The organism is Lysobacter sp. CA196 (assembly GCF_052078695.1).
GTDB lineage: Bacteria > Pseudomonadota > Gammaproteobacteria > Xanthomonadales > Xanthomonadaceae > Lysobacter.
In genome coordinates this window covers 406,888-432,857 of record NZ_JBQJIN010000001.1, presented here as the reverse complement: position 1 = coordinate 432,857, position 25,970 = coordinate 406,888, and the positions used below count along the sequence as shown (strand labels likewise).

Sequence of the window (25,970 nt, the reverse complement as noted above, 5' to 3'; positions counted from 1 at the left end):
GATCGATGCCGTGAACTGTCGCGGGGTAGGAGCGACACAAGCCGCGACCGCGCCGCCTCGACCTCGCGGCGCTACTGGCCGTACCCCTATAGGAGCGACGTAAATCGCGACCGCGTTGCTTGCCGTTGCCGCGCCTCTTGCCACTGAGCGGTGACGCAACATCAAGAGCAAAGCTTCCGTCCGCTGACGCGGCCGGGTTACTTTCTTTTGCTGGCCCAAAAGTCCCACAGGGAGTTCCTTCGGTCAAAGCTAACCAAAGAAAAGGGCTTTCCTTGACGAAGCTCCCCTGCGAGGTCGATACGTCCGCCGGGATTTTTCGATAGGACATCCTTGTCCTATCGAGTCATTCGGTCTAAACGCTGGGCGCACGTCCTGTGCGCCGCCCTCCGGGTCTACGATCGCATCGTGAGCTCGGGGCCGCGCCAAGCTTTCACGGCAACGGCAACTGTCGACGCAGCTCTTGGGTAGGAGCGGCGCGAGCCGCGACCGCGTCACCGCACTGGCGTCGCAACTGCGAGGTCGATGTCGCGGCTCGCGCCGCTCCTACCCCTTGAGCACGGTGGCGTGGTGGATTGCCGATGACCGCCGCTTTTACAGAGGCACGGACGCTAGCCCGACTCAACGCTTCTCGATGAAGCGCAGGCCCACGCCGGGTTCGGTCGCGATGTAGCGCGGCGCCGCGGCGTCGTCGCCGAGTTTGTGGCGCAGTTTGCCGACCAGGATGCGCAGGTAATGGGTGTCTTCCTGATGGGTCGGGCCCCACAGTTCGCGCAACAGCTGCGGCTGGGTCACGACCCGGCCGGCGTGTTGCACCAGCATCGCCAGCAGAGCGTATTCCTTGCGCGCCAGCACCACCGCTACGCCGTCCAGGCTTACTTCGCGGCGGGCCAGGTCGATATGCAGGCGGCCGTCGTCGAACACCGGCAGGGTTTCGCCTTGCGGGCCGTGCGCGCGCAGCAGGGCGCGTATGCGCGCCATGAGCTCCTGTACGCCGAACGGCTTGGTCACGTAGTCGTTGGCGCCGCCGTCGAGCGCGGCGACCTTCTCGGTCTCGCCGGCGCGCACGGTGAGCAGGATCACCGGCACGCTCGACCATTGGCGCAGTTCGCGTAGCACCTCGTGGCCGTCGCGGTCGGGCAGGCCGAGGTCGAGCACGACCAGGTCGGCGCCGCGCGTGGCCAGGGCCTCGAGGCCGGCGCCGCCGGTGTCGGCCAGTTCCACCGCATAGCCCTGCGCACGCAGGGCGATGTCGAGGAACTTGCGGATCTGCGGCTCGTCGTCGATCACCAGCACGCGCGCCGGCGGCGTCGTGGCGGAGGGTGGAACGCGATCCTCGGTCATGGGGAGGCGGGCACGGTGGGTTCGATGGGCGGCAGGGTAATCCGGATCGTGGTGCCGCGGCGACCCTGCTCGTCGGCCAGACCGGGCAGGGCGACTACGCTGCCGCCATGCGCGCCGATCATGCCCTGGCAGATCGCCAGGCCGAGCCCGGTGCCCTGGCGGCCGCGATCGCCTCGCTCGACGCTGTAGAACATGTCGAAGATGCGCGCACGCTCGTCTTCGGGAATGCCGGGACCGCGGTCGCTGACGTCGATGCGCAGCACCTGCGCTGGAGCCTGTCCGGGCTTTGGGCCCGGCTCGGGGCTGGGTTCGGGTTCGGCGTCGACCCGGCGCGCATCGATCGTCACTGCCGCGTCTGCCGGCGAGAACTTCACCGCGTTCTCGATCACGTTGAACAGTGCCTGCTCGATCAGGGCCGGATGCACCCAGATCGGGCCGAGCCCGGGTTCGATGCGCAGCTCGAAGCGCGCACGCGGCTCGTAGCGCTGCAGCCGCGTGACCGCCGAGCCGATCAATTCGTCGACACCGATCCAGTCGCGATTGAGCGCAAGCCCGCCGTGGCCGAGGCGGGTCATGTCGAGCAGGTTCTGGATGTAACGGTCCAGGCGCTCGCCTTCGATGCGGATGGTTTCGAGCAGGCTGTGCCGGTCTTCGCGCGGCATCGCCTCGGCATAACTGTCCAGGCTGCTGGCGGCGCCGATGATCGAGGCCAGCGGCGAGCGCAGGTCGTGCGAGACCGAAGACAGCAGGGCCGAACGCAGGCGTTCGGACTCGCCGCTGACGCGCGAGTCCTCGAGGTCGGCGACCAGGCGGGTGCGCAACACTGCCTGGGCGACGTCGTCGGTCATCGCCTCGGCCAGGCGCCGTTGCTCGGGCCCCAGGCGCGTCAGCGACGCCGGAAAGCGCAGCCCGACCACGCCCGCGGCCGGTGCGTCGGCGCCGCCGTCGCCCTTGAGCGGCAGCAGCCACCATTCCGAGCCGGCCAGGGTGTCGGTATAGCGCCCGGCGGATTGGCGATGCTTGAGGCTCCAGTCGGCGGCGGCGCGGTCCTTGTCGCCCATCTCCGGTAGGTGCTCGCCGCGCAGCGGTGCCGCGCCGATATAGATGAAAGCTTCGACGCCGAGCGAACGCTTGAGCGCATCGCGGCCGGCGCGCACGACCTGGCCGACGTCGGCCGCAGTCGCGAGTTCGCGGCCGAGGGTCTGCAGCTCGGTGGCGTGCGCGTTGGAGGCGCGCAGCGCCAGCACCTGCATGCGCAGCTTCGAGGCCAGGCGCCCGGCGACCAGCGCCGCGGCGAGGAACAGCAACACCGTCGCCACGCCCTGGCGGGCGCCGATCAACAAGGTGAAGCGCGGTTCGATGAAGAAGAAGTTGTAGGCGAGGAAACACAGGACCGAGGCGATCACTGCCGCGGTCATGCGGGTGCGTGCGGCGACCACGACCACGGCGACGATGAAGATCAGCGACAACTCGCCGAGCCCGATCCAGCGCTCGGCGATCCAGGCCAGCGCCGTGGCCACGGTTGCGGCCACGACGGCCAGGCCGGCGTCGCTGCGGGTCAGCAGGCTGCGCAGCAAGCTGCCGCTCTGGCGCAGCGAACGGCGGGCGCGGGCGCGCGCTTCGGGCGTGCTGACGATGGTCAGTTCGTAATGCGCGCCGCGCTGGATCAGTTGCTGGGTCAGGGTGCGGTTGACCATGCGCGCGAGCGGGCGCTCGCGGGTGCGGCCGAGCACGATGGTCGACACGCCGGCGCGTTCGCCGTGGTCGAGCAGCGCGTCGACGATGCTGTTGCCGTGCAGGACCGCGGTGTCGCCGCCGAGCCGCCGGGCCAGCGCGAAGGCGCGATCGAGCTCGGACTGGCGCGCTTCGTCGGGCGAGGCGCCGGTCTGCACGGTCACCACCAGCCAGGGGGCGTCGCGGCGTTCGGCGAGGCGTCGCGCGACACGGACCAGATATTCCGATTGGCCGAGACCGTCGATCGCCACCATCACCGCCCGCCGCAGCGGCACCCCGGGCAGGCCGCGCGCGGTCTGGGCCTCGCGCAGATCGCTGTCGACGCGGTCGGCGGCGGTCTGCATCGCCAGTTCGCGCAAGGCGGTCAGGTTCGACGGCGAGAAGAACGCCTGCAGCGCATGCGCGGCCTGCTCGGGCACGTAGACCTTGCCTTGTTGCAGGCGCTCGATCAGTTCGCGCGGCGGCAGATCGACCAGGACGATGTCGCGCAGGCGGTCGAACAGCGCATCTGGGACGGTCTCGCTGACCCGCACGCCGGTGATGCGGTGGATGACGTCGTTGAGACTTTCCAGGTGCTGGATGTTGATCGTGGTGTAGACGTCGATGCCGGCATCGAGCAGTTCCAGCACGTCCTGCCAACGCCGCTCGTGGCGGCTGCCCGGAGCATTGCGGTGAGCGAGCTCGTCGACCAGCGCGACCGCCGGCTTGCGCGCGAGCACGGCGTCGAGATCCATCTCATCGAGCGCACGCCCCTGATAGTCCAGGCGCTTGCGCGGTAGCACGTCGAGCTCTTCGACCAGCGCACCGGTTTCGGCGCGGCCGTGGGTTTCGACGATGGCGACGACCACGTCCACCCCACGCCATTGCAACTCGCGTGCCCGCCCGAGCATGGCGTAGGTCTTGCCGACCCCGGGCGCCGCGCCGAGAAAGATCGTCAAGCGCCCGGCGCCCTGGCGTTGCAGTTCGCCCATGAGGGCATCGGCTTGGGCGCTGCGCGGGTCGGTCATGAGGAGGATTGTGCGCTGGGTGGGTGAGGGAGGTGTAGTGATGGGGTCTCGCGGCGAACCCGACCCCAGACCCACAAACACATCAGCGCAGCGCATCCAAGGCCAGATTGAGCTTCAACACATTCACTCTAGGCTCGCCGAGCAAACCGAACTGCGGGGCCTCGGTATGGGCCGCGATCAACCGCTCGACTTGCGCGCTGTCGAGGCCGCGCACACGGGCCACGCGTGCGGCCTGGACTTGCGCGGCGCGCGGGGACAGGTGCGGGTCGAGGCCGCCGCCGGATTGGGTCGCCAGTTCGGCCGGTACCTGCGCCGGCGCGATGCCTTCGCGCTCGGCCACGGCCGCGGTGGTCTCGGCGATGCGCTTGCGCAGGTCGGGGTTGGTGCGCGCCAGGTTGCTGCCGGCGGCGGCCATGGGGTCGTAGTTGGCGGCCGAGGGCCGGGCCTGGAAATAGCCGGCGTCGGCGAAGGGTTGGGCGATCAATTCCGAGCCGACCGCACGGCCGCCGCGTTCGATCAGGCTGCCGGTGGCCTGCCACGGAAACGCGAGGCGCCCAAGCATGGTGGCGGTCAGCGAGTAGAGCAGGCCGAAGCCGAGCAGGGCGACGGCGGCGAACAGCAGCGGGGCGCGCAGCGGGATGCGGTCGTCGAGGTGGGGGGGCTGGATGGCGTGGGTGTTCATGTCGGTGTCCTGTGGTAGTCGGTGAAGCGCGTGAGGCCCTCATCGCAACCCCTCTCCCGCGGGCGGCATAGGGGCTTGGGTGGCGATGATTCAGAAGATCGCTACCAACGCCATGTCGATGAGCTTGATCGCCACGAACGGCAGCAGCACACCGCCGAGGCCGTAGATCAGCATGTTCCGGCGCAGCAGGGCGACCGCGGTCGCCGGCTTGAAGCGCACGCCGGCGAGGGCGAGCGGGATCAGCGCGGGGATGATGATCGCGTTGAAGATCAACGCGGCCAGCACGGCGTTGCTCGGGCTCGACAATTGCATGACGTTGAGCGCGGCCATCTGCGGAATCGCCGCGGCGAACAGCGCCGGCAGGATCGCGAAGTACTTGGAGACGTCGTTGGCGAGCGAGAACGTGGTCAGCGCGCCGCGGGTGATCAGCTGTTGCTTGCCGACTTCGACCACCGCCAACAGCTTGGCCGGATCGGAATCCAGGTCGACCATGTTGCCGGCTTCCTTGGCGGCCTGGGTGCCGGAGTTCATCGCCAGGCCAACGTCGGCCTGGGCCAGCGCCGGCGCGTCGTTGGTGCCGTCGCCGACCATCGCGACCAGGCGACCGCCGGCCTGTTCGGCGCGGATGCGGGCGAGCTTGTCCTCGGGGCGGGCCTCGGCGATGTAGTCGTCGACGCCGGCCTCGGCCGCAATCGCCGCGGCGGTGAGCGGGTTGTCGCCGGTGATCATGATCGTCCGCACGCCCATGGCGCGCAGGCGGGCGAAGCGTTCCTTGACGCCGTGCTTGACCACGTCGGAGAGCTCGACCACGCCGAGCACGTGGCGGCCCTCGGACACCACCAGCGGAGTGGCGCCGCCGCGCGCGACCTGTTCGATGCGGGCGATGAGTTCGCTGGTCGCTTCGCCGCCGAGCGATTGCACGTACTTGGAGATCGCATCGCCCGCGCCTTTGCGGATCGAACGCGCGCCGTCGACGGCTTCGGCCGGAAGATCCACACCGGACATGCGCGTCTGCGCGGTGAACTGGATGTAGTCGGCGCGCTCGGGCTCGGCCACGGCGCTGTGCAGCTCGCGCGCCAGGCGCACGATGGACTTGCCTTCCGGGGTCGGATCGGCGAGCGAGGACAGCAGGGCGGCATCGCGCAACTGCGCATGATCGATGCCGGCGAGCGGATGGAACGCGGTCGCCTGGCGGTCGCCGTGGGTGATGGTGCCGGTCTTGTCGAGCAGCAGCACGTCGACGTCGCCGGCCACTTCGACCGCCTTGCCGGATTTCGCCAACACGTTCGCCGACAAGGCGCGGTTCATGCCGGCGATGCCGATCGCCGGCAACAGGCCGCCGATGGTGGTCGGGATCAGGCAGACCAGCAGCGCGAGCAGCAACAGCGGGTCGAGCTTGGCGCCGACGAAACCGGCGAACAACGGCAGGGTTGCGACCACGATCAAAAAGGTCAGGGTCATCGCCGCGAGCAGCATGGTCAGGGCGATTTCGTTCGGGGTCTTCTGCCGGTTGGCGCCCTCGACGAGGGCGATCATGCGGTCGAGGAAGCTGTGGCCGGGTTCGGCGCTGATTTCGATCACGATTTCGTCCGACAGCACCTTGGTGCCGCCGATCACGCCGGAGCGGTCGGTGCCGGCCTCACGCAGCACCGGCGCGGATTCGCCGGTCACCGCCGATTCGTTGATCGTCGCCAGGCCGCGCACGATTTCGCCGTCGGCCGGGATCAATTCGTTGGCCGAGACGATGACGCGGTCGCCGGGTTTCAGGCTCGACGCCGGCACGCGGGTTTCGTTCTTGCCGACGGTGTCGAGCTTGCGTGCGACCAAGTCCCGCCGCGCCGCGCGCAAGGACGCCGCCTGACCGCGGCCACGCGCTTCGGCCACCGCTTCGGCGAAGTTGGCGAACAGCACCGTCACCAGCAGGATGACGGTAACCGCGGCGCCGAAGCCGAGGTGGCCGGGGACGAAGATCGTGATCAGCCCCGACAGGACCGTGCCGAGCAGTACCACGGCCATGATCGGGCTGCGCACGGCGTGGCGCGGCGACAGTTTGAGGAAGGATTCGACTATTGCAGCGCGTACGCCGACGGCGTCGAGGCCGGCGACCGCAGATTTGCGGCGCTGCACGCCGAGATGGGTTTGTTCGGTCACGATGGCTTACCTCAGAGAGCGGGGCTGCTCAGCGCCGGTACGGCGGCCGCAGACAGCGTCAGGTGGTCGGCGATGGGGCCGAGCACCAGCGCGGGCATGAATTGCAGGACGGTCAGGATCACGATCACCGCGATCAGGGTCAGGGCGAAGGTCGGCGTTTCGACGTGCAGGGTGCCGGCGCTTTCCGGCGAGACCCGTTTGCGCGACAGCAGGCCGGCGACCGCGAGCGGGATGATCAGCGCCGGGTAGCGGCCGAGGGCGAGTACGACGGCGCAGCTCAGATTCCACCAATAGGTCGCATCGCCGAGGCCCTCGAAGCCGGAGCCGTTGTTGGCGTAGGCCGAGGTGTACTCGTAGAACACCTGACTGATGCCGTGGAAACCCGGATTGGAGTTGCCGGTGATCGACGGCAGCGCCAGGGCGATCGCACTGAAGCCCAACACGACCAGCGGTTGCAGCAGGATCAGCAAAGCCAGCAAGCGCACTTCCGGCGCTTCGATCTTGCGGCCGAACAGCTCCGGCGTGCGTCCGGTCATCAGGCCGGCGAGGAACACCGACAGCAGCAGATAGACCAGGAACTGCTGCAGGCCGCAGCCGATGCCGCCCCAGATCGCGTTGATCAACATGTTGATCATCGCCATCGCGCCGGTCAGCGGCGCCAGCGAATCGTGCATGGCATTGACCGAGCCGTTGCTGCTCTGCGTGGTCAGCGCGGTCCACAGCGCCGAATCGTTGGCGCCGAAACGGGTCTCCTTGCCTTCCATCACGGCGACGTCGTTGCTACTCGACGAATAAGCTTCCGAACCGACGGTCAGGCCGGTCGAGATCACCGACATCAGCAGCATGCTGCCGAACACCAGGGCGGTGAGGCGCCGGCGGCCGGTGAACGGGCCGATCATGAAGGTCACCGCGACCGGGATCAGGATCAGCGCCAGGGTTTCGAGGAGATTGGCGAACGGGGTCGGGTTCTCCAGCGGTACCGCGCTGTTGGGGCCGTACCAGCCGCCGCCGTTGGTGCCGAGCTGCTTGGCCGCGACCATGGACGCGACCGGCCCCACCGGTATCGGCTGATCTTTCAGCCCGGCGCTTTGGTCGAGCGGCGCGACGCTGACCGCGCCTTGCAAGGTCGAGGGCACGCCTTGCGAAGTGAGCAGCACCGCCCAGACCAGGCACAGCGGCAGCATGAAGCGCAAAGTGGCGCGGGTTACGTCGACCCAGTAGTTGCCGAGGTCGCGCGGCGCGCCTTCGGCCGGCGCCGCGCCTGATGCGCCCATCGCTTGGCGACCGCCGAACAGGCCGCGCAAGGTCGCGACCACGATCGCCAGACCCATCATCGGCGTGACCACCTGCAGGCCGACGATACCGACCATCTGCGAGAGATAGCTCAGCTGCGCCTGGCCGGAGTAATGCTGCTGGTTGGTGTTGGTGAGGAAGGACACCATGGTGTGCAGCGCGGTGTCCCAGCGCAGGTTGGGGATGTGGTCCGGATTCAGCGGCAGCCAGGCCTGGGTCATGAACAACACCCAGACCAGCACGGCCAGCACGAGGTTGCTGAAGGCGAACGCGAGTGCGTAGCCGCGCCAGCTCATGCCGCGCGCGGCGTCGATGCCGATCAAGCGATAGATCGCGCGCTCCAGCGGCCCGAACAGCGCGTCCAGGCGCGAGAGGTCGCCGCGCATGACCCGCGCCAGGTATTGGCCGAGCGGCCAACCCAGGCCGATCGCCAGCGCGAATACGAGAAAGATTTCGATCATGGTGAAACACCGGGCGGTGATGGGTCCGTGGCGGCGCGTCCGGCGCCTTCAGGGATAGGGTGATGCGGATCGGTCCTGGTCCGCATGGCGGCTGCGCGGACTAGAAGTCTTCCGGACGCAGCACGACGTAGAGCAGGTAGGCGCCGGCCACCAGGACCGAAACCGCGCACAACATGGAAAGCCAGCCGGGCATGAGGGTTACTCCTGTCAGAAGGACGCTTGCACGGCCGCTTCGATGCGCGAACCGGCCAGCGAGTCGCCGAAGATGCGTTCGGCGTTGCGGTCGGTGGCGTGCGCGGTCAGGCGCAGTTCGACACTCGCTTTGGAAGCAGGGGCTTTAACTGCCCAAATCGCGCTGAGTTGACCGTGGCTGTAGCTGCGGTCATAGACGTCGTCGAGAAAGTAATGGCCGGCTGCGGCTTCGAAGCGCAGCGCGTCGTTGACCGGGAAGCGTGCACCGATCTGCGAATACAGGCCGCGCTGCTCGCTGCCGAGCGCTTCATTCGAGTAACCCAGCGACAGCCAGTAGTTGTCGCGGTAGCTCACGGTGCCGTTGAGCTCGGTCCAATTGAGGTCGCTGGTCGTCGAGGGATAGCGGTAGTGCAGGATGTTGACGTCCAGCGCCCAGTGTTCGGCGACCTGGCCGGCCCAGCCGACAGTGAAGTCGAACTCGCTGCTGGCATGCGTGTGCGGGGCGAACTCGACGTTCGAGCCCCACACCGAGCCGTAGAAACCGTTCGCCGCGGCGGCCTTGAAGCCGACCTGCACGGCCGGATCGCCCTGGGTCTGGGAGCTGCCGCGCCAGACGTAGTCGCTGGTGAGCGCGGCCGAGCCGCTGAATTGAATGGCGTCCTGCTCGGCGGCTTGAGCCTGGGTGCCGAGCGCAAGCAGGCCGATGCCGGCGCAGGCGGCCAGGATCGGCGGGAGGGCGGCTTCGCGGCTGCGAAAGAGGTGATGCGACGACATAGTGGAATCCGAGTGGGAGAGGCCTGTCTGGCCACATCGCCATTCTCGGAACCGGGGGCGTAAAGCCGCTATTTCGCGACTGCCGCCGCTGCGTAAATTCAGCGTAAAACTTAGGTGGTTCGGCGTAAATCGCTGAGCGAGGCAAGCCGCTTTCGGGGTGGGAGCGGCGCGAGCCGCGACCGCGATACCGCATCAACGGCGGCACCACACCGGCGACGGCGCTTTATCGGCGTGGTCGCGGCTCGTGACCGGAGGAAATCCCTGTGGGACGCCGCTCCTACCCCAAAGCATGGTCTATCGGCGCAACAGCGCCTCGACCACCGCGTCGGGCTGCTTCATCCAGGAAAAATGATCGGCGCGGGTGCCGAGATCGCGCTTGCCCAGCAACAGGCTCTCGCTGTGCGCACGCGGCAACTTCGACAGCAGATAACGCACTGACCCCGGCGGCACCAGCCAATCGTCGTCCATCGACACCGCGCGCGCGTCGACCGCGGCCTGCGCCATGCCGGTTTCGACGTCGGCGTCGATGCCGGCAGCGACATAACGGCCGCTCAGAGCGGTACGGCCCCAGTCGCGGATCAGGCTGCGCGCTTCGTTGCCGCCGAAGCCGATGCGGCGGCCGGGCAGGGTGCCGTTGACCTTGGCGAGCCAGGGCAGGAAACGGTAGATCGGCGGCATCGCGATGCGCTGCGGCATCGGGAAGGTACGCCAGTAGGGTGCGCCGCTGGCGACCAGCCACAGCGATGTCGGCAGAGTCGGGTCGTTGTGCAACGCAGCCAGACCCAGACGCATGCAGGCGAGCTGACCGCCCAGGCTGTGGCCGCCTATGGTGCGCGGTACTTGAGGCAGGGCCGCGGCGACCGCGGCATCGCTGACCGGCAGATCGTCGAGCAACAACTCGCGATAGCCCCAGTCGCTGTCGCGGCTGGCGCGCACGCTGCTGCTGCCGTTGCCGCGCCAATCGTGCACGTACACCGCGATACCGCGCGCCGCCAGGGCGTCGGCGAAGGGCAGGTAATGGCGAGCGGCGACGCCGAGTGCGGGCAGCCACAACAGGCTCGCGGTCGGTTCGGCCGGGACGCGTGCGTACAGGTTCCAGCGATGGCCGTCCCCGGCGCGCAGCGGCAGTCCGGACGGCTCGGGACGATCAGTCATGCGGCGCGGCGCCGAAGTGATCGAGCACCAACACCTCGCTGCGCCCCGGGCGATAGCCCAGGCGCAACGCGGCGTGCACATAGTCGGCTGCGGCCACGCAGGCCTCTTCGAGCGAGCGCCCGAGGCAAAGATTCGCCGCGACCGCCGAAGCCAGGGTGCAGCCGGTGCCGTGGGCGTCGAGCCGCAGGCGCGCATGCGCGATCTCGCGTACGCGCGTGCCGTCGGCGAACAGATCGACGACATCGCCTTGCCCGGGCAAATGCCCGCCCTTGAGCAGCACCGCGCGTGCGCCGAGCGCCGACAGACCGTCGAGGGCCGCGCGCATGCCGTCGAGATCGCCGATGGCGCTGCCCAGCAGCAGTTCCGCTTCCGGCAGGTTCGGCGTGACCAGGCTGGCCAACGGCAGCAAACGCGTACGCATGGCGTCCAGGGCCGAGGCTTCGAGCAAGCGCGCCCCGGAGGTCGCGACCATCACCGGATCGAGCACCACGTACTCGGGTCGGTAATGCTCGAGCGCATCGGCGACGGCGAGGATGACCTCGGCGTTGGCGAGCATGCCGAGCTTGACCGCGCGCACCTCGAAATCGTCGAAACAAGCATCGATCTGCGCGCGCAGGAATCCGGTGTCGGGCACGTGCACCGCGCTCACCCCGCGGGTGTGCTGGGCGGTCAAGGCCGCGAGCGCGCTGAGCCCGTGCACGCGATGCGCGGCGAAGGTCTTCAGATCGGCCTGGATGCCGGCGCCGCCGCCGGAGTCGGAACCGGCGATGGTGAGGGCGGAGCGAATTGACAGGCTCATAGAACGAGAATGTTTGCGATGGGACACGATCAAGCCAAAGGTCGTGATGTGATTTTCATCACGATATCTTATCGGGCCACAAGATGCCGTTCCATCGCCGAGTTATCGACTTCCTCGTTGCCTGGATGGTTCGTGCCCTCATCGTTCGATGGGGTAAGCGCGCGTGGTACCGCACGTTTTGGTTCGGCCGGGCTCGACATCTTGGCCATCAACGAAATCGTCGTGACCAGTTGTTTGCGTAACTGGAACGGCAGTTGTCGCAGAGAAACCAGGCATTCCTCTTCGATTTCGTCCTGGGCGTAGTCGCCCGGCCGCATGGCCGGTGTCCAGGCATCCTCGTTGGGACGAACCTGCCCTCGCCCGGTTCCGAGCCATTCCAGGCAAACGCCTGTAGCCATGGCGATCGCGACTAAGTGGAGCATGGATGGGCGGCTTCCATTGCTTCGCTCCCACTGAGCGACGGCACTGCGTTGTACGCCAACAGCTTGAGCCAGCGCGAGCTGGGAGGTTCGGGACAATGCGCGTGCTCGGCGTATGCGTTCCGGCAATGCAGCCATGACGATCCCCCGTTGGCGTCTAGTCGATCATGCATGAGCGAGTACTAACCTGATAGCGAAACCCGTCGCTATTGGTACAGATGGAATAACACTTGGTTAGGGATTGAGTAACTCGTCACATGAATGTGGCAGGTAAATGTGGCGAATTGGAGGCCCCCGATATCGGGGGCGCGACTCGTTAGCGAAAACGGATATTGATGGCGAGTCGGTATATGAACTATCCATACGTTGCGCTGTAAATGCGCATCGAACTAAGTGCTTGCCGAGCTCGCACCCCGCACGCTCAGAAACGTGCGTTTTTCTTACCTAAAGGAAAGGGCGATCCCTATGATTACGAAAGGGAAGATATTGGTCGGACTACTGGCGATTGGGTTGCCGGTCGTCGCTTTTGGTGTTGGCTGGGCTATCAGCGAGGACTCGGGGTTGGCGCCGGAGAAAATGCGCGCCGAACTGGGACGCAGCATCGTTTCTCGATGGACGCCTTACGTCGAAAAGACCTATGGCGTTTCGGGTCAGGGCTGGGGAGATCGGATGCAGTCGACCTTGAACAACGTCGACATCGCCAATCTCGAGCGAGCGGCCAGCGCGGATAATTTCAGGGACATGACTCATGTGTTGTTGGGCGGAGCTGGTTCGATCGATGGGGCCGCAAATACTCCTGAAACCACGACGGCAAAAGTCACGGTATCTTCTTTCGGAAGCCCCGGGTCGGACTTGGTTTATACGCCGGTCACGCCATGCCGCATCGTCGATACGCGCCTGAGGGGCGGCGCATTCGCAGCCGATTCCACCCGTAGCTTCGCCGCATTCACGGCAACCGATTTCGCCGAGCAAGGCGGCGACGCATCCAACTGCAATTTGCCAGCGAATGTTTCGGCAATCACCGTCAAAGTCGCCGCGGTTCAGCCGCTGCAGGTCGGTTGGTTCACTGCCTATCCCTATGACGAACCACGGCCGGTGGCATCTTCGCTCAACTACAATATTGGCCCCGTATTCTCCAATGACGCACATGTAAAGTTGTGCCGTCCCGGTTGTGCGAAACAGTTCAGTCTTTACTCAAGCGCACATACCGATCTCGTCGTCGATGTGACCGGTTACTTCAAAGAGCCACAGGCCACAGCTCTGGATTGCGCTTACGCTCAGCAAACCGGATTCCTCGATCTGCTCGGTGGTTTGCAGACCCGGACGATTGATTGTGCAGCCGGTTACACGGTGACCAGCGGTTCTTGCTCCGGCGCACTTGGCCTGACCATCAGTGGTTCGGAACCCAACGTGGTCGGTGGACAACTCACGGGTTGGAAGTGCGATCTGGTCGGTTCGATTCTCAGCGCGATTTCCTACAAGGCCACCGCGACCTGCTGTCGGGTGCCGGGCAGCTGAGTCCCCTCGTCTTTTGCGTAAACGAACAAGCCGGCGCATGCGCCGGCTTGTTCGTTTTGCGTCGCGGCGAAAGCCGCGCTTTGACTTACAACACTTCGGAAGCGTAATCCGCCAAGCGCGAACGTTCGCCGCGACGCAGGGTCACGTGCGCGCTGTGCGCCCAGCCCTTGAAGCGGTCGACCGCGTAGGTCAGGCCCGAGGTGGTTTCGGTGAGGTACGGCGTATCGATCTGTTCGACGTTGCCGAGGCAGACGATCTTGGTGCCGGGGCCGGCACGGGTGATCAGGGTCTTCATCTGCTTCGGGGTCAGGTTCTGCGCTTCGTCGAGAATCAGCCAGCGGCTCAGGAAGGTGCGGCCGCGCATGAAGTTCATCGAACGGATCTTGATGCGCGAGGCGAGCAGGTCGTTGGTCGCCGCGCGGCCCCAGGCGCCGCCTTCCTGGTTGTGGGTCAGCACTTCCAGGTTGTCGGTCAGCGCGCCCATCCACGGCGTCATCTTTTCCTCTTCGGTGCCGGGCAGGAAGCCGATGTCTTCGCCGACGCTGACCGTGGCGCGGGTCATGATGATTTCGCGGTAGCGCTGCTGGTCCATGGTCTGCGCCAGGCCGGCGGCGAGGGCGAGCAGGGTCTTGCCGGTGCCGGCGGTGCCGAGCAGGGTAACGAAGTCGATCTCCGGATCCATCAGCGCGTTGAGGGCGAAGTTCTGTTCGCGATTGCGCGCGATGATGCCCCATACCGCGTGCTGGTTATGACGGAAGTCGTCGACGATCTGCAACTGGACGCGGTCTTCGCCGACCTTGGTGACCTTGAGTTCGGACTCGTCGTCGCCGGGCAGGTAGAGGAACTGGTTCGGGTACCAGTCGTCGTTCTCGGTGCGGCTGATCTCGTAATAGGTGCGGCCTTTCTCGGTCCAGGACTTGAGGTCCTGGCCGTGGCGCTGCCAGAAATCCTCCGGCAACGCGGTCGCACCGGTGTAGAGCAGGCTGAAATCGTCGAGCGCGCGGTCGTTCTCGTAATCCTCCGACACGATGCCGGCGATCGAGGCCTTGATGCGCAGGTTGATGTCCTTGGACACGAACACCACCGGCACGCCGGGTTCCTGCTCCTGCAGGGCGAGGATCGCGCCGAGGATCTGGTTGTCGGGGATCACCGCGCTGAAGCGCTTGCCGGCGTCGAAGGAGCCGGTCTGGAAGCGCAGCTTGCCGATGCTCTGCGCGCCGCGCAGCTGCAGGCCCTGCGGGCGGTTGAGGGTGATGCCGGTACTGATCTTGTCGGTGCCTTCGGCCTGGATCAGTTCGTTGAGGAAGCGGCTGACCTGGCGCGCGTTGCGGCTGGCTTCGGAGGTGCCTTTCTTGCCGTTGTCCAACTCCTCGATGACTTGCATCGGCAGGTAGACATCGTGTTCCTGGAACTTGAACAGCGCGGTCGGGTCGTGCATGAGCACGTTGGTGTCGAGCACATAGATCCGCTTGCTTCTGGTCATTCGGAAGTCTCGTCGGAGATGATGGGTGGTGCGTTTCGTTGCGACGGCGGAACGGGGTGGCGCAACCTGCGAAGGCGCTGAAGCGAGTGTCCGCCAGCGGCCTCCGCCGGGGCGGGGCCTGGGTCGCACAAGTGCGGCGAACGGGAGCGGGAGGCGCGCGCGCACGGCCGCGCCGCCGTGGCCCGCGGGGCGGGACAGCGTGCGGACGTGGAGACGAGGGGCCTCACTGGGCGGCGTGTTCCTTGAGTGCGTCGAGTACGGCCTGGGCATGGCCAGCGACTTTCACCGGTCGCCATGACTGGGCGATGACGCCCTTGGGGTCGATCAGGAAGGTGCTGCGTTCGATGCCCATGTACTTGCGGCCGTAGAGGTTCTTTTCCTTGATCACGCCGAAGGCGTTGCACACCGATTCGTCGGCGTCGCTGACCAGTTCGAACTTGAAGCCCTGCTTGGCGCAGAAATTCTGGTGCGACTTGATCGAGTCGCGCGACACGCCCAGCACGGTCGCGCCGAGTTTCTTGAACTTCGGCAGCAGGGCGTTGAAGTCGAGGCCTTCGGTGGTGCAGCCCGGGGTGCTGTCCTTCGGGTAGAAGTACAGCACCAGCCATTGGCCGGCATAGTCCTTGAGCCTGACCGTCTCGCCGCCGGACAGGGCCAGGGCGAGGTCGGGGGTTTTCTTGCCGTAAGCGTGGTCGCCGGTATCGAGCATGGTCAGAACTTCATCGGGTCCATGATGGCGTCTAGGTTCAGATGGTCGCAGAACTCGAGGAAATCGTCGCGCAGGGCGGCGATGTGCATGCTCGAGGGCACGCCGATGGTGATCTGCGCCGAGAACATGTCGGCGCCGGTCTGCATCGCGCGGTAACGCGAGCAATGCAGGCTTTCGATGGTGATGCCCTGGCGGTCGAAGAAGTCGGCCAGCTGGAACAGGATGCCGGGCTTGTCGGCGGCCACGACCTCGACGATGTAGGGCAGCAGGTTGGACTGCACCTGCTTGGCGCCGGTGCGGTACCAGACCAGCTTCAGGCCTTCCTCGCGCTCCAGGCGCGTCAGCATGGCCTCGAGCTTGGCGACCGAGTCCCAGGAGCCGACCGCCAGCGCGGTCACCGAGACGTCGCGGCCGACCGTCGACAGGCGCGCATCGACGAGATTGCAGCCCGAATCGGCGATCCGGCGCGTCACCGACAATAGCGGCGACTCCGGATGCGTCGTATAGGCGTTGATCAGGAGGTGGTTTTCGTTCGGCGACGGCCGGGAAGCGGAATCGGTCAAGGCGGCGCCTGCAAGGGGAGCGTGATGCTCGGATATGAACGGCGGCCCGCGGACGGGCTGCGGCTGAAGGGAGCATACTTGCCCGCGCTTTCGGGCCGCAAGTAACATCGTCCCGTGCGTGGCTGCACCGGCGCACGTTTCCGCACCGGCCCGCCCGCTGGAATAATGGCCCCCGACCGCTCCACAGCACGGCTGCGGACGCGAACTCCACTTAGTAGGTCTTCACTTGCGACTTTCCGGCAGCATCACCGCGCTGGCGACGCCTTTCACCGCGTCCGGCGAAATCGACCTGGACGCCTGGCACCAGCTGCTGGCGATGCAGCTGGAAGGCGGCACCCAGGCCGTCGTCGTCGCCGGCTCGACCGGCGAGGCCGCCGCGCTTTACGACGCCGAATACGACGCCGTGCTGCGCGCCGCGGTCGAATTCGTCGCCGGCCGCATACCGGTCCTGGCCGGCACCGGCTTGTCCAATACCGCCAAAACCATCGAACTGACCCGCCACGTGGCCGCCCTCGGCGCCGACGCGGCGCTGGTCGTGACCCCGCCCTACGTACGCCCGACCCAGGCCGGCCTGATCGCGCATTTCCGTGCGATCGCCGACGACGGCGCCTTGCCGGTGGTGCTGTACAACGTGCCCGGCCGCACCGGCGGCGACCTGCTGCCGGAGACCGTGGCCGAGCTGGCCGGCCATACGCGCATCGTCGGCATCAAGGAAGCGGTGTCCGATCCGCAGCGGATGCAGGCCTTGCTGGCGCTCAAGAGCGAAGGCTTCGCGGTGCTCAGCGGCGACGACCCGACCGCCTGCCGGGCCATGCTCGCCGGCGCCGACGGCATCATTTCGGTCGGTTCCAATGTGCTGCCGGCGGCGTTCCGCCGTCTCGCCGACCTGGCCCGCGCCGGTCGCGGCGCCGAAGCCGAGGCCTGGGACGCGCGTTTGCGCCCGGCCTACGATTTCCTCGGCCTGGAACCGAACCCGATTCCGGTCAAGGCCTTGCTCAGCGCCCAGGGCATCGGCCATGGTCTGCGCCTGCCCCTGCAGTCGCTCTCGGCCGCCCATCAGGATGCCGCCCGGCGCACCGCCGGTCTCGTCGTCGAACTCGAACACGTCTGCCGCGACACCCTTGCGGCCTGAATCCCTGTAGGAGATGCTCATGCGTTCCAATGTTTCTCTGTCCCGCGCGGTTGTCGCCGGTCTGTTGCTGGCGATGGTCGCCACGTCGGGTTGCAGCTGGTTCCGCAAGGGCAACAAGCTCTACGCCGAAACGCCTGAGAACCGTCCGCTGGAAGTGCCGCCGGACCTCGACCAGCCGCGCACCGACGGCGCCATGGCCGTGCCGGGCGGTTCGGTGACCGCCTCGGGCCTGGCCGCGTCGCGTCCGACCCAGGTCGCTGCCGGCACCCCGGCTTCGTCGGCCAACGGTTTCACCGTCAGCGGCAACCGCGATGCGGTGTTCAACCAGGTCGGCGAAGCGCTCGGCAAGGTCGAAGGCCTCAACATCGCCAGCCGTGCGCAGTTGCTCGGCGCCTACGACGTGAACTACGAAGGCAGCAACTTCCTGGTCCGCATCAGTGCGGTCGAGGCCGGCGCCTACATCTCGGCGGTCGATCCGCGCGGCCTGCCGGCGACCGGCGCAGCCCCGGCCAAGCTGATCGCCAACCTCAAGGCAGCGCTCGGCGGCCGTTGATCGAAGGCTGCAGTCCTGCTTGCGAAACGGGCGCCGATGGCGCCCGTTTTCGTTTGCATGCCTGGGTGGCCTGGGCGGCCGGGCGGCGGCGTCAGCGCGGCGGCGACCAGCGGGTCAGGCCTTCGTTCAACATCAAACGCATCGCCGAGGCGCGCTGCGCGCGCGGCATGCTTTTAAGCGCATCGAGCAGCCAACCGAACGCCTGGCAGCGCGCCTCGCGACCGCCCGCTTCGGTGGCGTCGGCATTGAGCGCGCCCATGAAGCCGTCGTGCAGCAGCATCGCGGTGGTGCCGGCGGATTTGAGCGTCTGCTTCGCCGCGCCGGCGTCGTAAGGCTGGCGCGGGTTCTGCAAGCCGTTCGCGGCGATGCCGAGCAGGGCATTGGCGAAACTTTGGCGACTGGCGTCGCCGAGGTTCTGCGCCGCGGACGCGAGCGCCTGCGGGCTGCGATCGGCCGCCGGATCGAACAAGGCGCATAACGTGGCCGCGTCGCGCGGATTGCGCGAGGCCTGGTGCACGGCCTGGAACAAGTCGTCGATCGAGCCGTCGGGTGCGCGCATCAGGGTGTCGCTGGCGCCGGCGGCGATCGCGCCGGGGTCCAGCCGTGACAGGTCGACTTGGGACAGGTCGACTTGGGAGAAATCCAGCTGCGACAGGTCCAGCCGGGACAAGTCCAGTTGCGACAGATCGAGCTGGGCGAGCGCGAGCGCGAGCGTGCGCGGCTGGGCACCGGCGAGGATCGGTGCGGCGCAAAGCGCGAGGAGCAGGCTCAGGCGCAAACGGGCATGCGGCATGGCGTGGTTTCATTCGGACCGTGACCGGCCGAGTCTAGGTGCGCGCCGATGAATGCCAGGCGGCCGCGGGAGCTGGCGGCCTGTGGGCCCGGGCATGAGCCGGTACGGACGTCGCCGGCCATGTCGGGCGACCAGGGCAGGGTAGGTTGGCGTGGCCGAGTCGGGGGCCAGCTGGGTCGCTGTACAGGGCGGGGCGAGGCCCGCCCAGTCTTTAATGGGGGCTTCTGGCGAGCACGGCCAATGCCGGCCGGCGAGGCTCAGCGTTCGAGCAGGTCGAGCTTGCCGGGCTTGTTTTCCCAATCCTTGGCGTCGGGCGGACCGTCCTTGCGGGTGGTGATCACCGGCCAGGACTTGGACAGTTCGGCGTTGAGCGCGACGAAGGGCTCCTGGCCGGCCGGGACGTCGTCCTCGGGGTAGATCGCGTTGATCGGGCATTCCGGCTCGCACAGGGTGCAGTCGATGCACTCGTCCGGGTCGATCACCAGGAAATTCGGGCCTTCATGGAAGCAGTCGACCGGGCACACCTCGACGCAGTCGGTGTACTTGCATTTGATGCAGTTCTCGGTGACGACGAAGGGCATGGCGGGAATCCTGAGCTATGGTCCGGGGCGAACAGGCCGGGCAGCGATAGTGTAGCCATTCGCGCCGCGACGACCCAAGGCGGGGCTTGGCCGTTGGCGCGGATCGCGCTTCCGCCCGGCCCCGTAACGCGGCTGGCGCCAAGAAAAAGCCCGCGCATCGCTGCGCGGGCTTTTGGCGACCTGGTCGCGCATTGGCGCTCCCTACGGGATTCGAACCCGTGTTTTAGCCTTGAGAGGGCCACGTCCTAGGCCTCTAGACGAAGGGAGCAGGTTGAAACTCGGCCGGGAACGGGTTCCTGGCAGACCGCACGGACTCTCAACCCGATGCGGCCTGCTAGTATATGCGCCGCCGTTGCCACGGGCAACGGTTGAACCTTACGAACCTATAAGGCGGCACGCCCGCTCGATGCAAGCCAACTCTTCATTCCATACCTCGCTGCGCGTGATCCCGCGCGATCAGCACAATGTCTCGCGCAAGGAGATCAGCCCGAACGCGCTTCGCGTGCTGTATCGGCTGCGCGACAGCGGCTTCGGCGCCTTCCTGGTCGGCGGTGCCGTGCGCGACATCCTGGTCGGCGGCCATCCCAAGGATTTCGACGTCGCCACCGACGCCACGCCCGAGCAGGTCAAGGGGCTGTTCCGCAACTGCCGCCTGATCGGCCGCCGGTTCCGCCTGGCGCACGTGGTGTACGGCCGCGAGATCATCGAAGTCGCGACTTTCCGCGCCAACAGCGACGACGGCAGCGGCGACCGCGAGACCGACACCGGCGGCCGGTTGGTCCGCGACAACGTCTACGGCAGCATCGAGGACGACGCGGTCCGCCGCGACTTCACCGCCAATGCGCTGTATTACGCGGTCGAGGACTTCTCGGTGCGCGACTACGTCGGCGGCTTCGAGGACGTGCAGAACCGCCTGATGCGCCTGATCGGCGATCCGGAAACGCGTTATCGCGAAGACCCGGTGCGGATGCTGCGCGCGGTGCGCCTGGCGGCCAAGCTCGGTTTCGAGATCGAAGCGGCCACCGCCGCGCCGATCCCGCACCTGGCGCCGTTGCTGGCCGATGCCGCGCCGGCGCGCTTGTTCGAGGAATGCCTCAAGCTGTTCCTGTCCGGCCACGCGGTCGAGAGCTTCCTCGGCCTGGAGCGTTTCGGATTGCTGTCGGCGCTGTTGCCGGAAAGCGCCGCGGCCTTGAAGTCCAACCGCAGCGGCGCCCTGCGCCGGATGGTGCTGGAAGGGCTGAAGGGCACCGACGCGCGCGTCGCCAACGACGAGCCGGTTTCGCCCGCGTTCCTGTTCGCGCTGTTGCTGTGGCCGGCGTATTGCCGCGACCTGATGGGCCTGCAGGCACAGGGCGTGCATACCGCCGAAGCCCAGCGCCGCGCTGCCGACCGCGTCACCTTGCACCAGTTGTCGACCATCGCCTTGCCGCGTCGGTTCTCGCTGCCGATGCAGGAGATCTGGCTGTTGCAGTCGCGTTTCCAGCAGCGTCAGCGCAAGCGTGTGTTCCGGCTGCTGTCGCATCCGCGTTTCCGCGCCGCTTTCGATTTCCTCTCGTTGCGCATGGCCGCATCGGACGAGCACGCCGCCGACGTCGAGTTCTGGCGCGAGGCGCAGCAGCATCCGGGCGAACTGGTCGCGCACCAGGAGGCGCATGCGCAGCTCGACGACGACGAGGAGGGCGGCGAGGATCGCGCCCCGCGCAAGCGCCGTCGCCGCCGTCGCGGTGCGCCGACCGCGTCGGAGTGACCGCCGGGGCCTGCGTCGCTGGCGACGACAGGCCCGACGCCATCCCGGCGAGACGATGCTCCGGCGGCAATGCTCTGACGAGATCATGGCTCTGACGAGGCCATGGCTCTGACCAGACGACCCCGGTCGCGAGCGGCGTTCGGTGACCTTGAATCTGCAATGGCCTGAGCATGACCTGGACCGCATCCGCCTCGTTGACGGTCGCTTTCGTCGGCCTCGGCAGCAACCTCGGCGACAGCGCCGAGGTGTTGCGCTCGGCCGCGCGCGCACTCGACGCCGTGGCGCAGACGCGCTTGCTGCGCCTGTCCAGCCTCTACCGCACGCCGGCCTGGGGCGTCACCGAACAACCCGATTTCGTCAACGCCGTGGCCATGCTCGACACCGGCCTGAGCGCGCAGGACCTGCTGGCGGCGATGTTCGCGATCGAACGCGAGGCCGGACGCGCGCGCTGCGCCGACGGCAGCGATCGCTGGGGCCCGCGCACCCTCGACCTCGATCTGCTGCTGTACGGCGAGTCGGTGATCGACGAACCCGGCTTGCACGTGCCGCATCCGCATCTGCACGAGCGCGCGTTCGCCCTGGTGCCTTTGCTCGAAATCGCCCCCGAGGCGAGTATTCCGCGACGCGGATCGGCGCAGGCGGCCTTGCAGTGCATCGATGCCGGCTCGATCCGCCGGCTCGATCCGGTCGATGATTGACCGCGGCGTTGCGGCCTTGAGGCGGTCGGCTTGCCGTACCGTGGCGGGCCGACAGCGTTGCGCGCACGGCCGGTCGCACCCCGGCGCAACCTGTTAAGTTATTGCGCTCTCCCCAGCGGCGTCCGCGCGCCACCGCCCGGACGAACCCACACCATGTACACATCGGCCCCCACCGACAAGCCGGCCGCCAAGGCCTGGACCGTGCCCATGCTCGCCGACGCCAAGCGCGACGGCCGCAAGCTGGTCATGCTCACCGCCTACGACGCCAGCTTCGCCCGCACCATGGACGCGGTCGGCGTCGACCTGGTCCTGGTCGGCGATTCGCTCGGCATGGTCGTGCAAGGCCAGAACAGCACCTTGCCGGTCACCACCGCCGACATGGCTTACCACACCGCCTGCGTCGCCCGCGGTTTGGCGAAAGCGCTGCTGATCAGCGACCTGCCGTTCCAGTCCGACGCCACGCCCGAGCGTGCGCTCGACGCGGCGACGCAGTTGCTGCAGGCCGGCGCGGCGATGGTCAAGCTGGAAGGCGCGGGCCATAAGCTCGAAGTCATCCGTTTCCTGGTCGAGCGCGAGATCCCGGTCTGCGCGCATCTCGGCCTGACCCCGCAATCGGTGCTGCGCCTGGGCGGCTACAAGCTGCAGGGCCGCGACGACGCCACCGCGGCCAAGCTGCGCGCCGATGCGCGCGCGGTGGCCGAGGCCGGCGCGAGCTTGCTCGTGCTCGAATGCGTGCCGACCGCGTTGGCCGGAGCGATCACCGACGACCTCGGCATCCCGACCGTCGGCATCGGCGCCGGCCCGCACTGCGACGGCCAGGTGCTGGTGCTGCACGACCTGCTCGGGGTCAACTCGGGCCATCGCCGGCCCAAGTTCGTCAAGGATTTCCTCGCCGAGGGCGGTTCGGTCGCCGGCGCCTTCCAGGCCTTCGCCGACGCGGTGCGCAGCGGCGCCTTCCCCGACGCGGCCCATTCCTACGACTGATCCTTCGGTCGGTTTTCAGTATCCCTTCCGGCGTCGCCGCCGCTGCGCGGCGCGCTGGAAATCGCCGTCTTGCACCCTGATCTTGCTTTCATTTCCAGCCTTCATCGCGGACCCGGTCCGCATCGTCCTACCGAGTACCGCATGCAGACTGTCGATCAACTGAGCGCTTTGCGCTCGACCCTGGAAACCTGGCGCCTGGCCGGGCAACGCATCGCCTTCGTGCCGACCATGGGCAACCTGCATGCCGGCCATCATTCGCTGATCCGCCTGGCGCGCGAGCGCGCCGACCGGGTGGTCGCGAGCGTGTTCGTCAACCCGACCCAGTTCGGCCCGAACGAAGACTACGGCCGTTACCCGCGCACGCCCGAGGCCGATGCCGAAGGCCTGCGCGCGTCCGGTTGCGATCTGCTGTGGTTGCCTTCGGTCGAGACCATGTATCCCTTCGGCGCCGAGCGCACCGTGCAGGTGCGGGTGCCGCAAGTCACCGAGACCCTCGAGGGCGCGCACCGGCCCGGCCATTTCGACGGCGTCGCCACCGTGGTCGCGCGTCTGTTCAACCAGGTCCGCCCCGACGTCGCCGTGTTCGGCCGCAAGGACTACCAACAGCTCGCGGTGATCCGCTACCTGGTCCGCGACCTCGCGTTCCCGATCGAGATCGTCGGTGCCGACACCCGCCGCGAGGCCGACGGCCTGGCCCTGAGCTCGCGCAATCAGTACCTGTCCGAAAGCGAGCGCCCGCAGGCAGTGGGCATCCATGCCTGTCTGCAATGGATGCGCGAAGCCAGCCAGGCCGGGCAAGCGCGCGTAGCGGTCGAGGCCGGCGCGCTCGAGCGCCTGAGCGCGGCCGGCTTCGTGGTCGACTACGCCGCCATCCGGCGCCCCGACCTGAGCCTGCCCGAAGCGGGTCAGGGCGGGGCGGGTGAGGGCGGGGCGGGTGAGGGCGGCGCCCGGGTGGCCCTGATCGCTGCCCGGCTGGGTCGCACCCGGCTCATCGACAACCTCGAATTCGAGACCTGAACAGGCGCCCGGCACCCCCGAAACCCGCGCCACTGAACGGGAATGCTCCGTTCCGCCGGCTGCGCCCCCGACCCATGTTGCAGCGCGCCATGCGCTGCTAGACTTCTGGCCTTTCGCGCCCGCGCGTCTGCGGACGGAGTAACCGACATGCAACTGAACCTGCTCAAGGCCAAGATCCACCGCGCCACCGTGACTCACGCCGAGCTGCACTACGAAGGCTCCTGCGCCATCGATGGCCGCCTGCTCGACATCTCGGGCATCCGTGAGTACGAACAGGTCCACATCTACAACATCAACAGCGGCCACCGCTTCTCGACCTACGCCATCCGCGGGGAAGAGGGCAGCGGCGTGATCTCGGTCAACGGCGCGGCCGCGCACAAGGCCCAGCCCGGCGATCTGGTCATCATTTGCGCTTACGGTATCTGCGACGAGGCCGAGGCGGCGAAGTACAAGCCGACCCTGGTCTATGTGGACCGCGACAACCAACTCACCCATACCAACACCTCGATGCCGGCGCAGGCCGCCTGAGAACCGAAGACAGATGAGCGATGACGCCCGACTGACTGAGCTGCGCGCCGAAGTCGGGCGCGTCACCCAAACTCCGCTGCCGGCGTTGATCGCCGCCGATCCGGCCCGCGCGACGGACTTCACCGTCAAGGTCGGGCCGGTCTACGCCAGCTTCGCCCGCCAGCGCTACGACCGCGCCGCGCTGGACTGGTTGTTCGGCGCCGCCGGGGTCGTCGACAGCGTCGGCCGTCTGCGCGCGCTGTTCGACGGCGAGATCGTCAACGTCACCGAACGCCGCCCGGCGCTGCACAGCGCGTTGCGCAGCGACCTGTCCGCCAGCGACATCGCGCGCGCCGCCCACGCCCAGGCGCTGGAAGCGCGCAGGCGCATGCGCGCGGTGGTCGACGCGCTCGCCGCGAGCGAAGTCACCGACATCGTCAGCGTCGGTATCGGCGGTTCCGATCTCGGCCCGCGCCTGGCCGTGGACGCGTTGACCGGCGCCACCCCGGGCCGCTTCCGCGTGCATTTCCTGTCCAACGTCGACGGCCACGCCGCCCAGCGCGTGCTCGCCGGCCTCGACCCCAAGCGCACCGCCGCGCTGCTGATCTCCAAGACCTTCGGCACCCAGGAGACGCTGCTCAACGGCGGCATCCTGCGCGACTGGCTCGGCGACGACTCGCGTCTGTACGCGATCAGCGCCAACGTCGAACGGGCCGCGGACGCCTTCAACATTCCGTCCGAGCGCATCCTGCCGATGTGGGACTGGGTCGGCGGGCGTTATTCGCTGTGGTCGGCGGTCGGCCTGCCGATCGCGCTGGCCATCGGCATGGACGCGTTCGAGCAATTCCTCGACGGCGCCGCCGAGATGGACGCGCACGTGCTGCGCACGCCGCTGCAGAACAATCTCGCCGCCTGGCATGCGCTGACCGCGATCTGGAACCGCAACGGCCTGCGCTACGCGACCCAGGCCGTGCTCGCCTACGACGACCGCCTCAAGCTGCTGTCGAACTATCTGCAGCAGTTGGTGATGGAAAGCCTGGGCAAGTCGGTGCGCCTGGACGGTTCGGCCGTGGCCGGCGACACCGTGGCGGTGTGGTGGGGCGGCGTCGGCACCGACACCCAGCACAGCTTCTTCCAGGCCCTGCACCAGGGCACCTCGATCGTACCGGCCGATTTCATCGGCGTGGTCCGTTCCGACGCGCCGTATGCGCAGAACCATCGCGCGCTGCAGGCCAACCTGCTGGCCCAGACCGAGGCCTTCGCCAACGGCCAGGGCAGCGACGATCCGCATCGCGTCTACGCCGGCGGCCGCCCGAGCACGACGATCCTGCTCGATGCCTTGACCCCGCATTCGCTCGGCGCCTTGTTGGCGATGTACGAGCACAGCGTGTATCTGCAGTCGGTGTTCTGGGGCATCAACGCCTTCGACCAGTTCGGCGTCGAGCTCGGCAAGCAGGTCGCCAGCCGTCTGTTGCCGGCGCTGGCCGGCGAGGCCGAGGCCGACGACCCGGTGACGCGCGAATTGATCCGGCAGTTGCGCGGCTGAGGCTGCGGTCGGGTTGCGATGAATGGAACGGCGCTACGGCGCCGTTCTTCATTTTTGGGTGTGGCTTTGGTTCTCAGGGTAGGAGCGGCGCAAGCCGCGACGGCGAACCTTGATCGACGCGGATCTTTCAC

23 protein-coding genes, 1 tRNA gene and 1 pseudogene are annotated in these 25,970 nt (G+C 67.5%); 9 read left to right on the top strand and 16 right to left on the bottom strand.

Annotation, left to right across the window (positions count from 1 at the left end):
* Window positions 1–618: 618 nt before the first annotated feature.
* The 10 genes from ACTOWK_RS01755 to ACTOWK_RS01710 form a co-directional block, all read right to left on the bottom strand.
* Window positions 619–1,341, bottom strand: coding sequence for a response regulator (locus tag ACTOWK_RS01755; RefSeq protein WP_441328483.1), 723 nt, complete (start codon window positions 1,339–1,341; stop codon window positions 619–621).
* Window positions 1,338–4,082 (bottom strand): DUF4118 domain-containing protein, encoded by a 2,745-nt coding sequence (locus tag ACTOWK_RS01750; protein ID WP_441328482.1) that lies wholly within the window; start codon window positions 4,080–4,082, stop codon window positions 1,338–1,340. Before ACTOWK_RS01750 ends, ACTOWK_RS01755 begins: the two co-directional genes overlap by 4 nt.
* Before the next feature lie 82 nt (window positions 4,083–4,164).
* The gene (gene kdpC, locus ACTOWK_RS01745) at window positions 4,165–4,764 is read right to left on the bottom strand and encodes a potassium-transporting ATPase subunit KdpC (protein WP_441328481.1); all 600 of its coding nucleotides are present in this window, start codon (window positions 4,762–4,764) and stop codon (window positions 4,165–4,167) included.
* A gap of 90 nt (window positions 4,765–4,854) precedes the next feature.
* Window positions 4,855–6,834 carry a potassium-transporting ATPase subunit KdpB gene (gene kdpB, locus ACTOWK_RS01740; RefSeq protein WP_441328655.1) on the bottom strand — a complete coding sequence of 660 codons (1,980 nt, stop codon included), beginning with the start codon at window positions 6,832–6,834 and terminating at the stop codon, window positions 4,855–4,857.
* A 92-nt stretch (window positions 6,835–6,926) separates the two neighbouring features.
* A complete protein-coding gene (gene kdpA, locus ACTOWK_RS01735; protein ID WP_441328480.1) occupies window positions 6,927–8,669 on the bottom strand; it encodes a potassium-transporting ATPase subunit KdpA in 1,743 nt (580 codons plus the stop codon).
* Window positions 8,670–8,769: 100 nt separating this feature from the next.
* Window positions 8,770–8,862 carry a potassium-transporting ATPase subunit F gene (locus ACTOWK_RS01730; protein WP_031373443.1) on the bottom strand — a complete coding sequence of 31 codons (93 nt, stop codon included), beginning with the start codon at window positions 8,860–8,862 and terminating at the stop codon, window positions 8,770–8,772.
* Between the two features lie 14 nt (window positions 8,863–8,876).
* Complete coding sequence (locus ACTOWK_RS01725; RefSeq protein ID WP_441328479.1) at window positions 8,877–9,635, bottom strand: TorF family putative porin; 759 nt, start codon at window positions 9,633–9,635, stop codon at window positions 8,877–8,879.
* A gap of 294 nt (window positions 9,636–9,929) precedes the next feature.
* Window positions 9,930–10,790, bottom strand: coding sequence for an alpha/beta hydrolase family protein (locus ACTOWK_RS01720; protein WP_441328478.1), 861 nt, complete (start codon window positions 10,788–10,790; stop codon window positions 9,930–9,932).
* Window positions 10,783–11,589, bottom strand: a complete 807-nt coding sequence (gene thiD, locus ACTOWK_RS01715; RefSeq protein WP_441328477.1) for a bifunctional hydroxymethylpyrimidine kinase/phosphomethylpyrimidine kinase — start codon at window positions 11,587–11,589, stop codon at window positions 10,783–10,785. The genes ACTOWK_RS01720 and thiD overlap by 8 nt, the downstream gene beginning before the upstream one ends.
* Before the next feature lie 68 nt (window positions 11,590–11,657).
* Entirely contained in the window at window positions 11,658–12,146 is a 489-nt protein-coding gene (locus ACTOWK_RS01710) for a helix-turn-helix transcriptional regulator (protein WP_441328476.1), read from the bottom strand.
* 291 nt (window positions 12,147–12,437) lie between these two features.
* Between ACTOWK_RS01710 and ACTOWK_RS01705 the strand changes: the two genes are divergently transcribed.
* On the top strand, window positions 12,438–13,526 hold the full coding sequence (locus ACTOWK_RS01705) for a hypothetical protein (protein ID WP_441328475.1): 1,089 nt from the start codon (window positions 12,438–12,440) through the stop codon (window positions 13,524–13,526).
* Between the two features lie 85 nt (window positions 13,527–13,611).
* On the opposite strand, the gene ACTOWK_RS01700 is transcribed toward ACTOWK_RS01705, so the two are convergent.
* From ACTOWK_RS01700 to ACTOWK_RS01690, 3 genes are all read right to left on the bottom strand, one after another.
* Window positions 13,612–15,009: a PhoH family protein gene (locus ACTOWK_RS01700; RefSeq protein ID WP_441328474.1), complete on the bottom strand. Its 1,398-nt coding sequence runs from the start codon at window positions 15,007–15,009 to the stop codon at window positions 13,612–13,614.
* A 223-nt stretch (window positions 15,010–15,232) separates the two neighbouring features.
* Window positions 15,233–15,718, bottom strand: coding sequence for a peroxiredoxin (locus ACTOWK_RS01695; RefSeq protein WP_441328473.1), 486 nt, complete (start codon window positions 15,716–15,718; stop codon window positions 15,233–15,235).
* Between the two features lie 2 nt (window positions 15,719–15,720).
* The gene (locus tag ACTOWK_RS01690) at window positions 15,721–16,281 is read right to left on the bottom strand and encodes a glycine cleavage system protein R (RefSeq protein WP_031373451.1); all 561 of its coding nucleotides are present in this window, start codon (window positions 16,279–16,281) and stop codon (window positions 15,721–15,723) included.
* Between the two features lie 226 nt (window positions 16,282–16,507).
* On the opposite strand from ACTOWK_RS01690, the gene dapA reads away from it, so the two are divergent.
* Entirely contained in the window at window positions 16,508–17,413 is a 906-nt protein-coding gene (dapA, locus tag ACTOWK_RS01685) for a 4-hydroxy-tetrahydrodipicolinate synthase (RefSeq protein ID WP_441328472.1), read from the top strand.
* A gap of 19 nt (window positions 17,414–17,432) precedes the next feature.
* Entirely contained in the window at window positions 17,433–17,966 is a 534-nt protein-coding gene (locus ACTOWK_RS01680) for a hypothetical protein (protein ID WP_441328471.1), read from the top strand.
* Between the two features lie 91 nt (window positions 17,967–18,057).
* On the opposite strand, the gene ACTOWK_RS01675 is transcribed toward ACTOWK_RS01680, so the two are convergent.
* The 3 genes from ACTOWK_RS01675 to ACTOWK_RS01665 form a co-directional block, all read right to left on the bottom strand.
* A complete protein-coding gene (locus ACTOWK_RS01675; RefSeq protein WP_441328470.1) occupies window positions 18,058–18,759 on the bottom strand; it encodes a pentapeptide repeat-containing protein in 702 nt (233 codons plus the stop codon).
* A 257-nt stretch (window positions 18,760–19,016) separates the two neighbouring features.
* Window positions 19,017–19,340, bottom strand: coding sequence for a ferredoxin FdxA (gene fdxA, locus ACTOWK_RS01670; protein WP_031373455.1), 324 nt, complete (start codon window positions 19,338–19,340; stop codon window positions 19,017–19,019).
* Window positions 19,341–19,532: 192 nt separating this feature from the next.
* Window positions 19,533–19,608, bottom strand: a tRNA-Glu gene (locus ACTOWK_RS01665).
* 165 nt (window positions 19,609–19,773) lie between these two features.
* Between ACTOWK_RS01665 and pcnB the strand changes: the two are divergent.
* From pcnB to pgi, 6 genes and pseudogenes are all read left to right on the top strand, one after another.
* Window positions 19,774–21,087, top strand: a pseudogene (gene pcnB / locus ACTOWK_RS01660) (polynucleotide adenylyltransferase PcnB); the annotation flags it as partial.
* 194 nt (window positions 21,088–21,281) lie between these two features.
* The gene (gene folK / locus ACTOWK_RS01655; RefSeq protein WP_441328654.1) at window positions 21,282–21,785 is read left to right on the top strand and encodes a 2-amino-4-hydroxy-6-hydroxymethyldihydropteridine diphosphokinase; all 504 of its coding nucleotides are present in this window, start codon (window positions 21,282–21,284) and stop codon (window positions 21,783–21,785) included.
* Window positions 21,786–21,938: 153 nt separating this feature from the next.
* Complete coding sequence (panB, locus tag ACTOWK_RS01650; protein ID WP_441328469.1) at window positions 21,939–22,769, top strand: 3-methyl-2-oxobutanoate hydroxymethyltransferase; 831 nt, start codon at window positions 21,939–21,941, stop codon at window positions 22,767–22,769.
* A gap of 141 nt (window positions 22,770–22,910) precedes the next feature.
* Complete coding sequence (gene panC / locus ACTOWK_RS01645; RefSeq protein WP_441328468.1) at window positions 22,911–23,786, top strand: pantoate--beta-alanine ligase; 876 nt, start codon at window positions 22,911–22,913, stop codon at window positions 23,784–23,786.
* 147 nt (window positions 23,787–23,933) lie between these two features.
* Window positions 23,934–24,314 carry an aspartate 1-decarboxylase gene (gene panD / locus ACTOWK_RS01640; RefSeq protein WP_441328467.1) on the top strand — a complete coding sequence of 127 codons (381 nt, stop codon included), beginning with the start codon at window positions 23,934–23,936 and terminating at the stop codon, window positions 24,312–24,314.
* Between the two features lie 13 nt (window positions 24,315–24,327).
* Window positions 24,328–25,839 carry a glucose-6-phosphate isomerase gene (gene pgi, locus ACTOWK_RS01635; RefSeq protein WP_441328466.1) on the top strand — a complete coding sequence of 504 codons (1,512 nt, stop codon included), beginning with the start codon at window positions 24,328–24,330 and terminating at the stop codon, window positions 25,837–25,839.
* The last annotated feature ends 131 nt before the right edge of the window (window positions 25,840–25,970 follow it).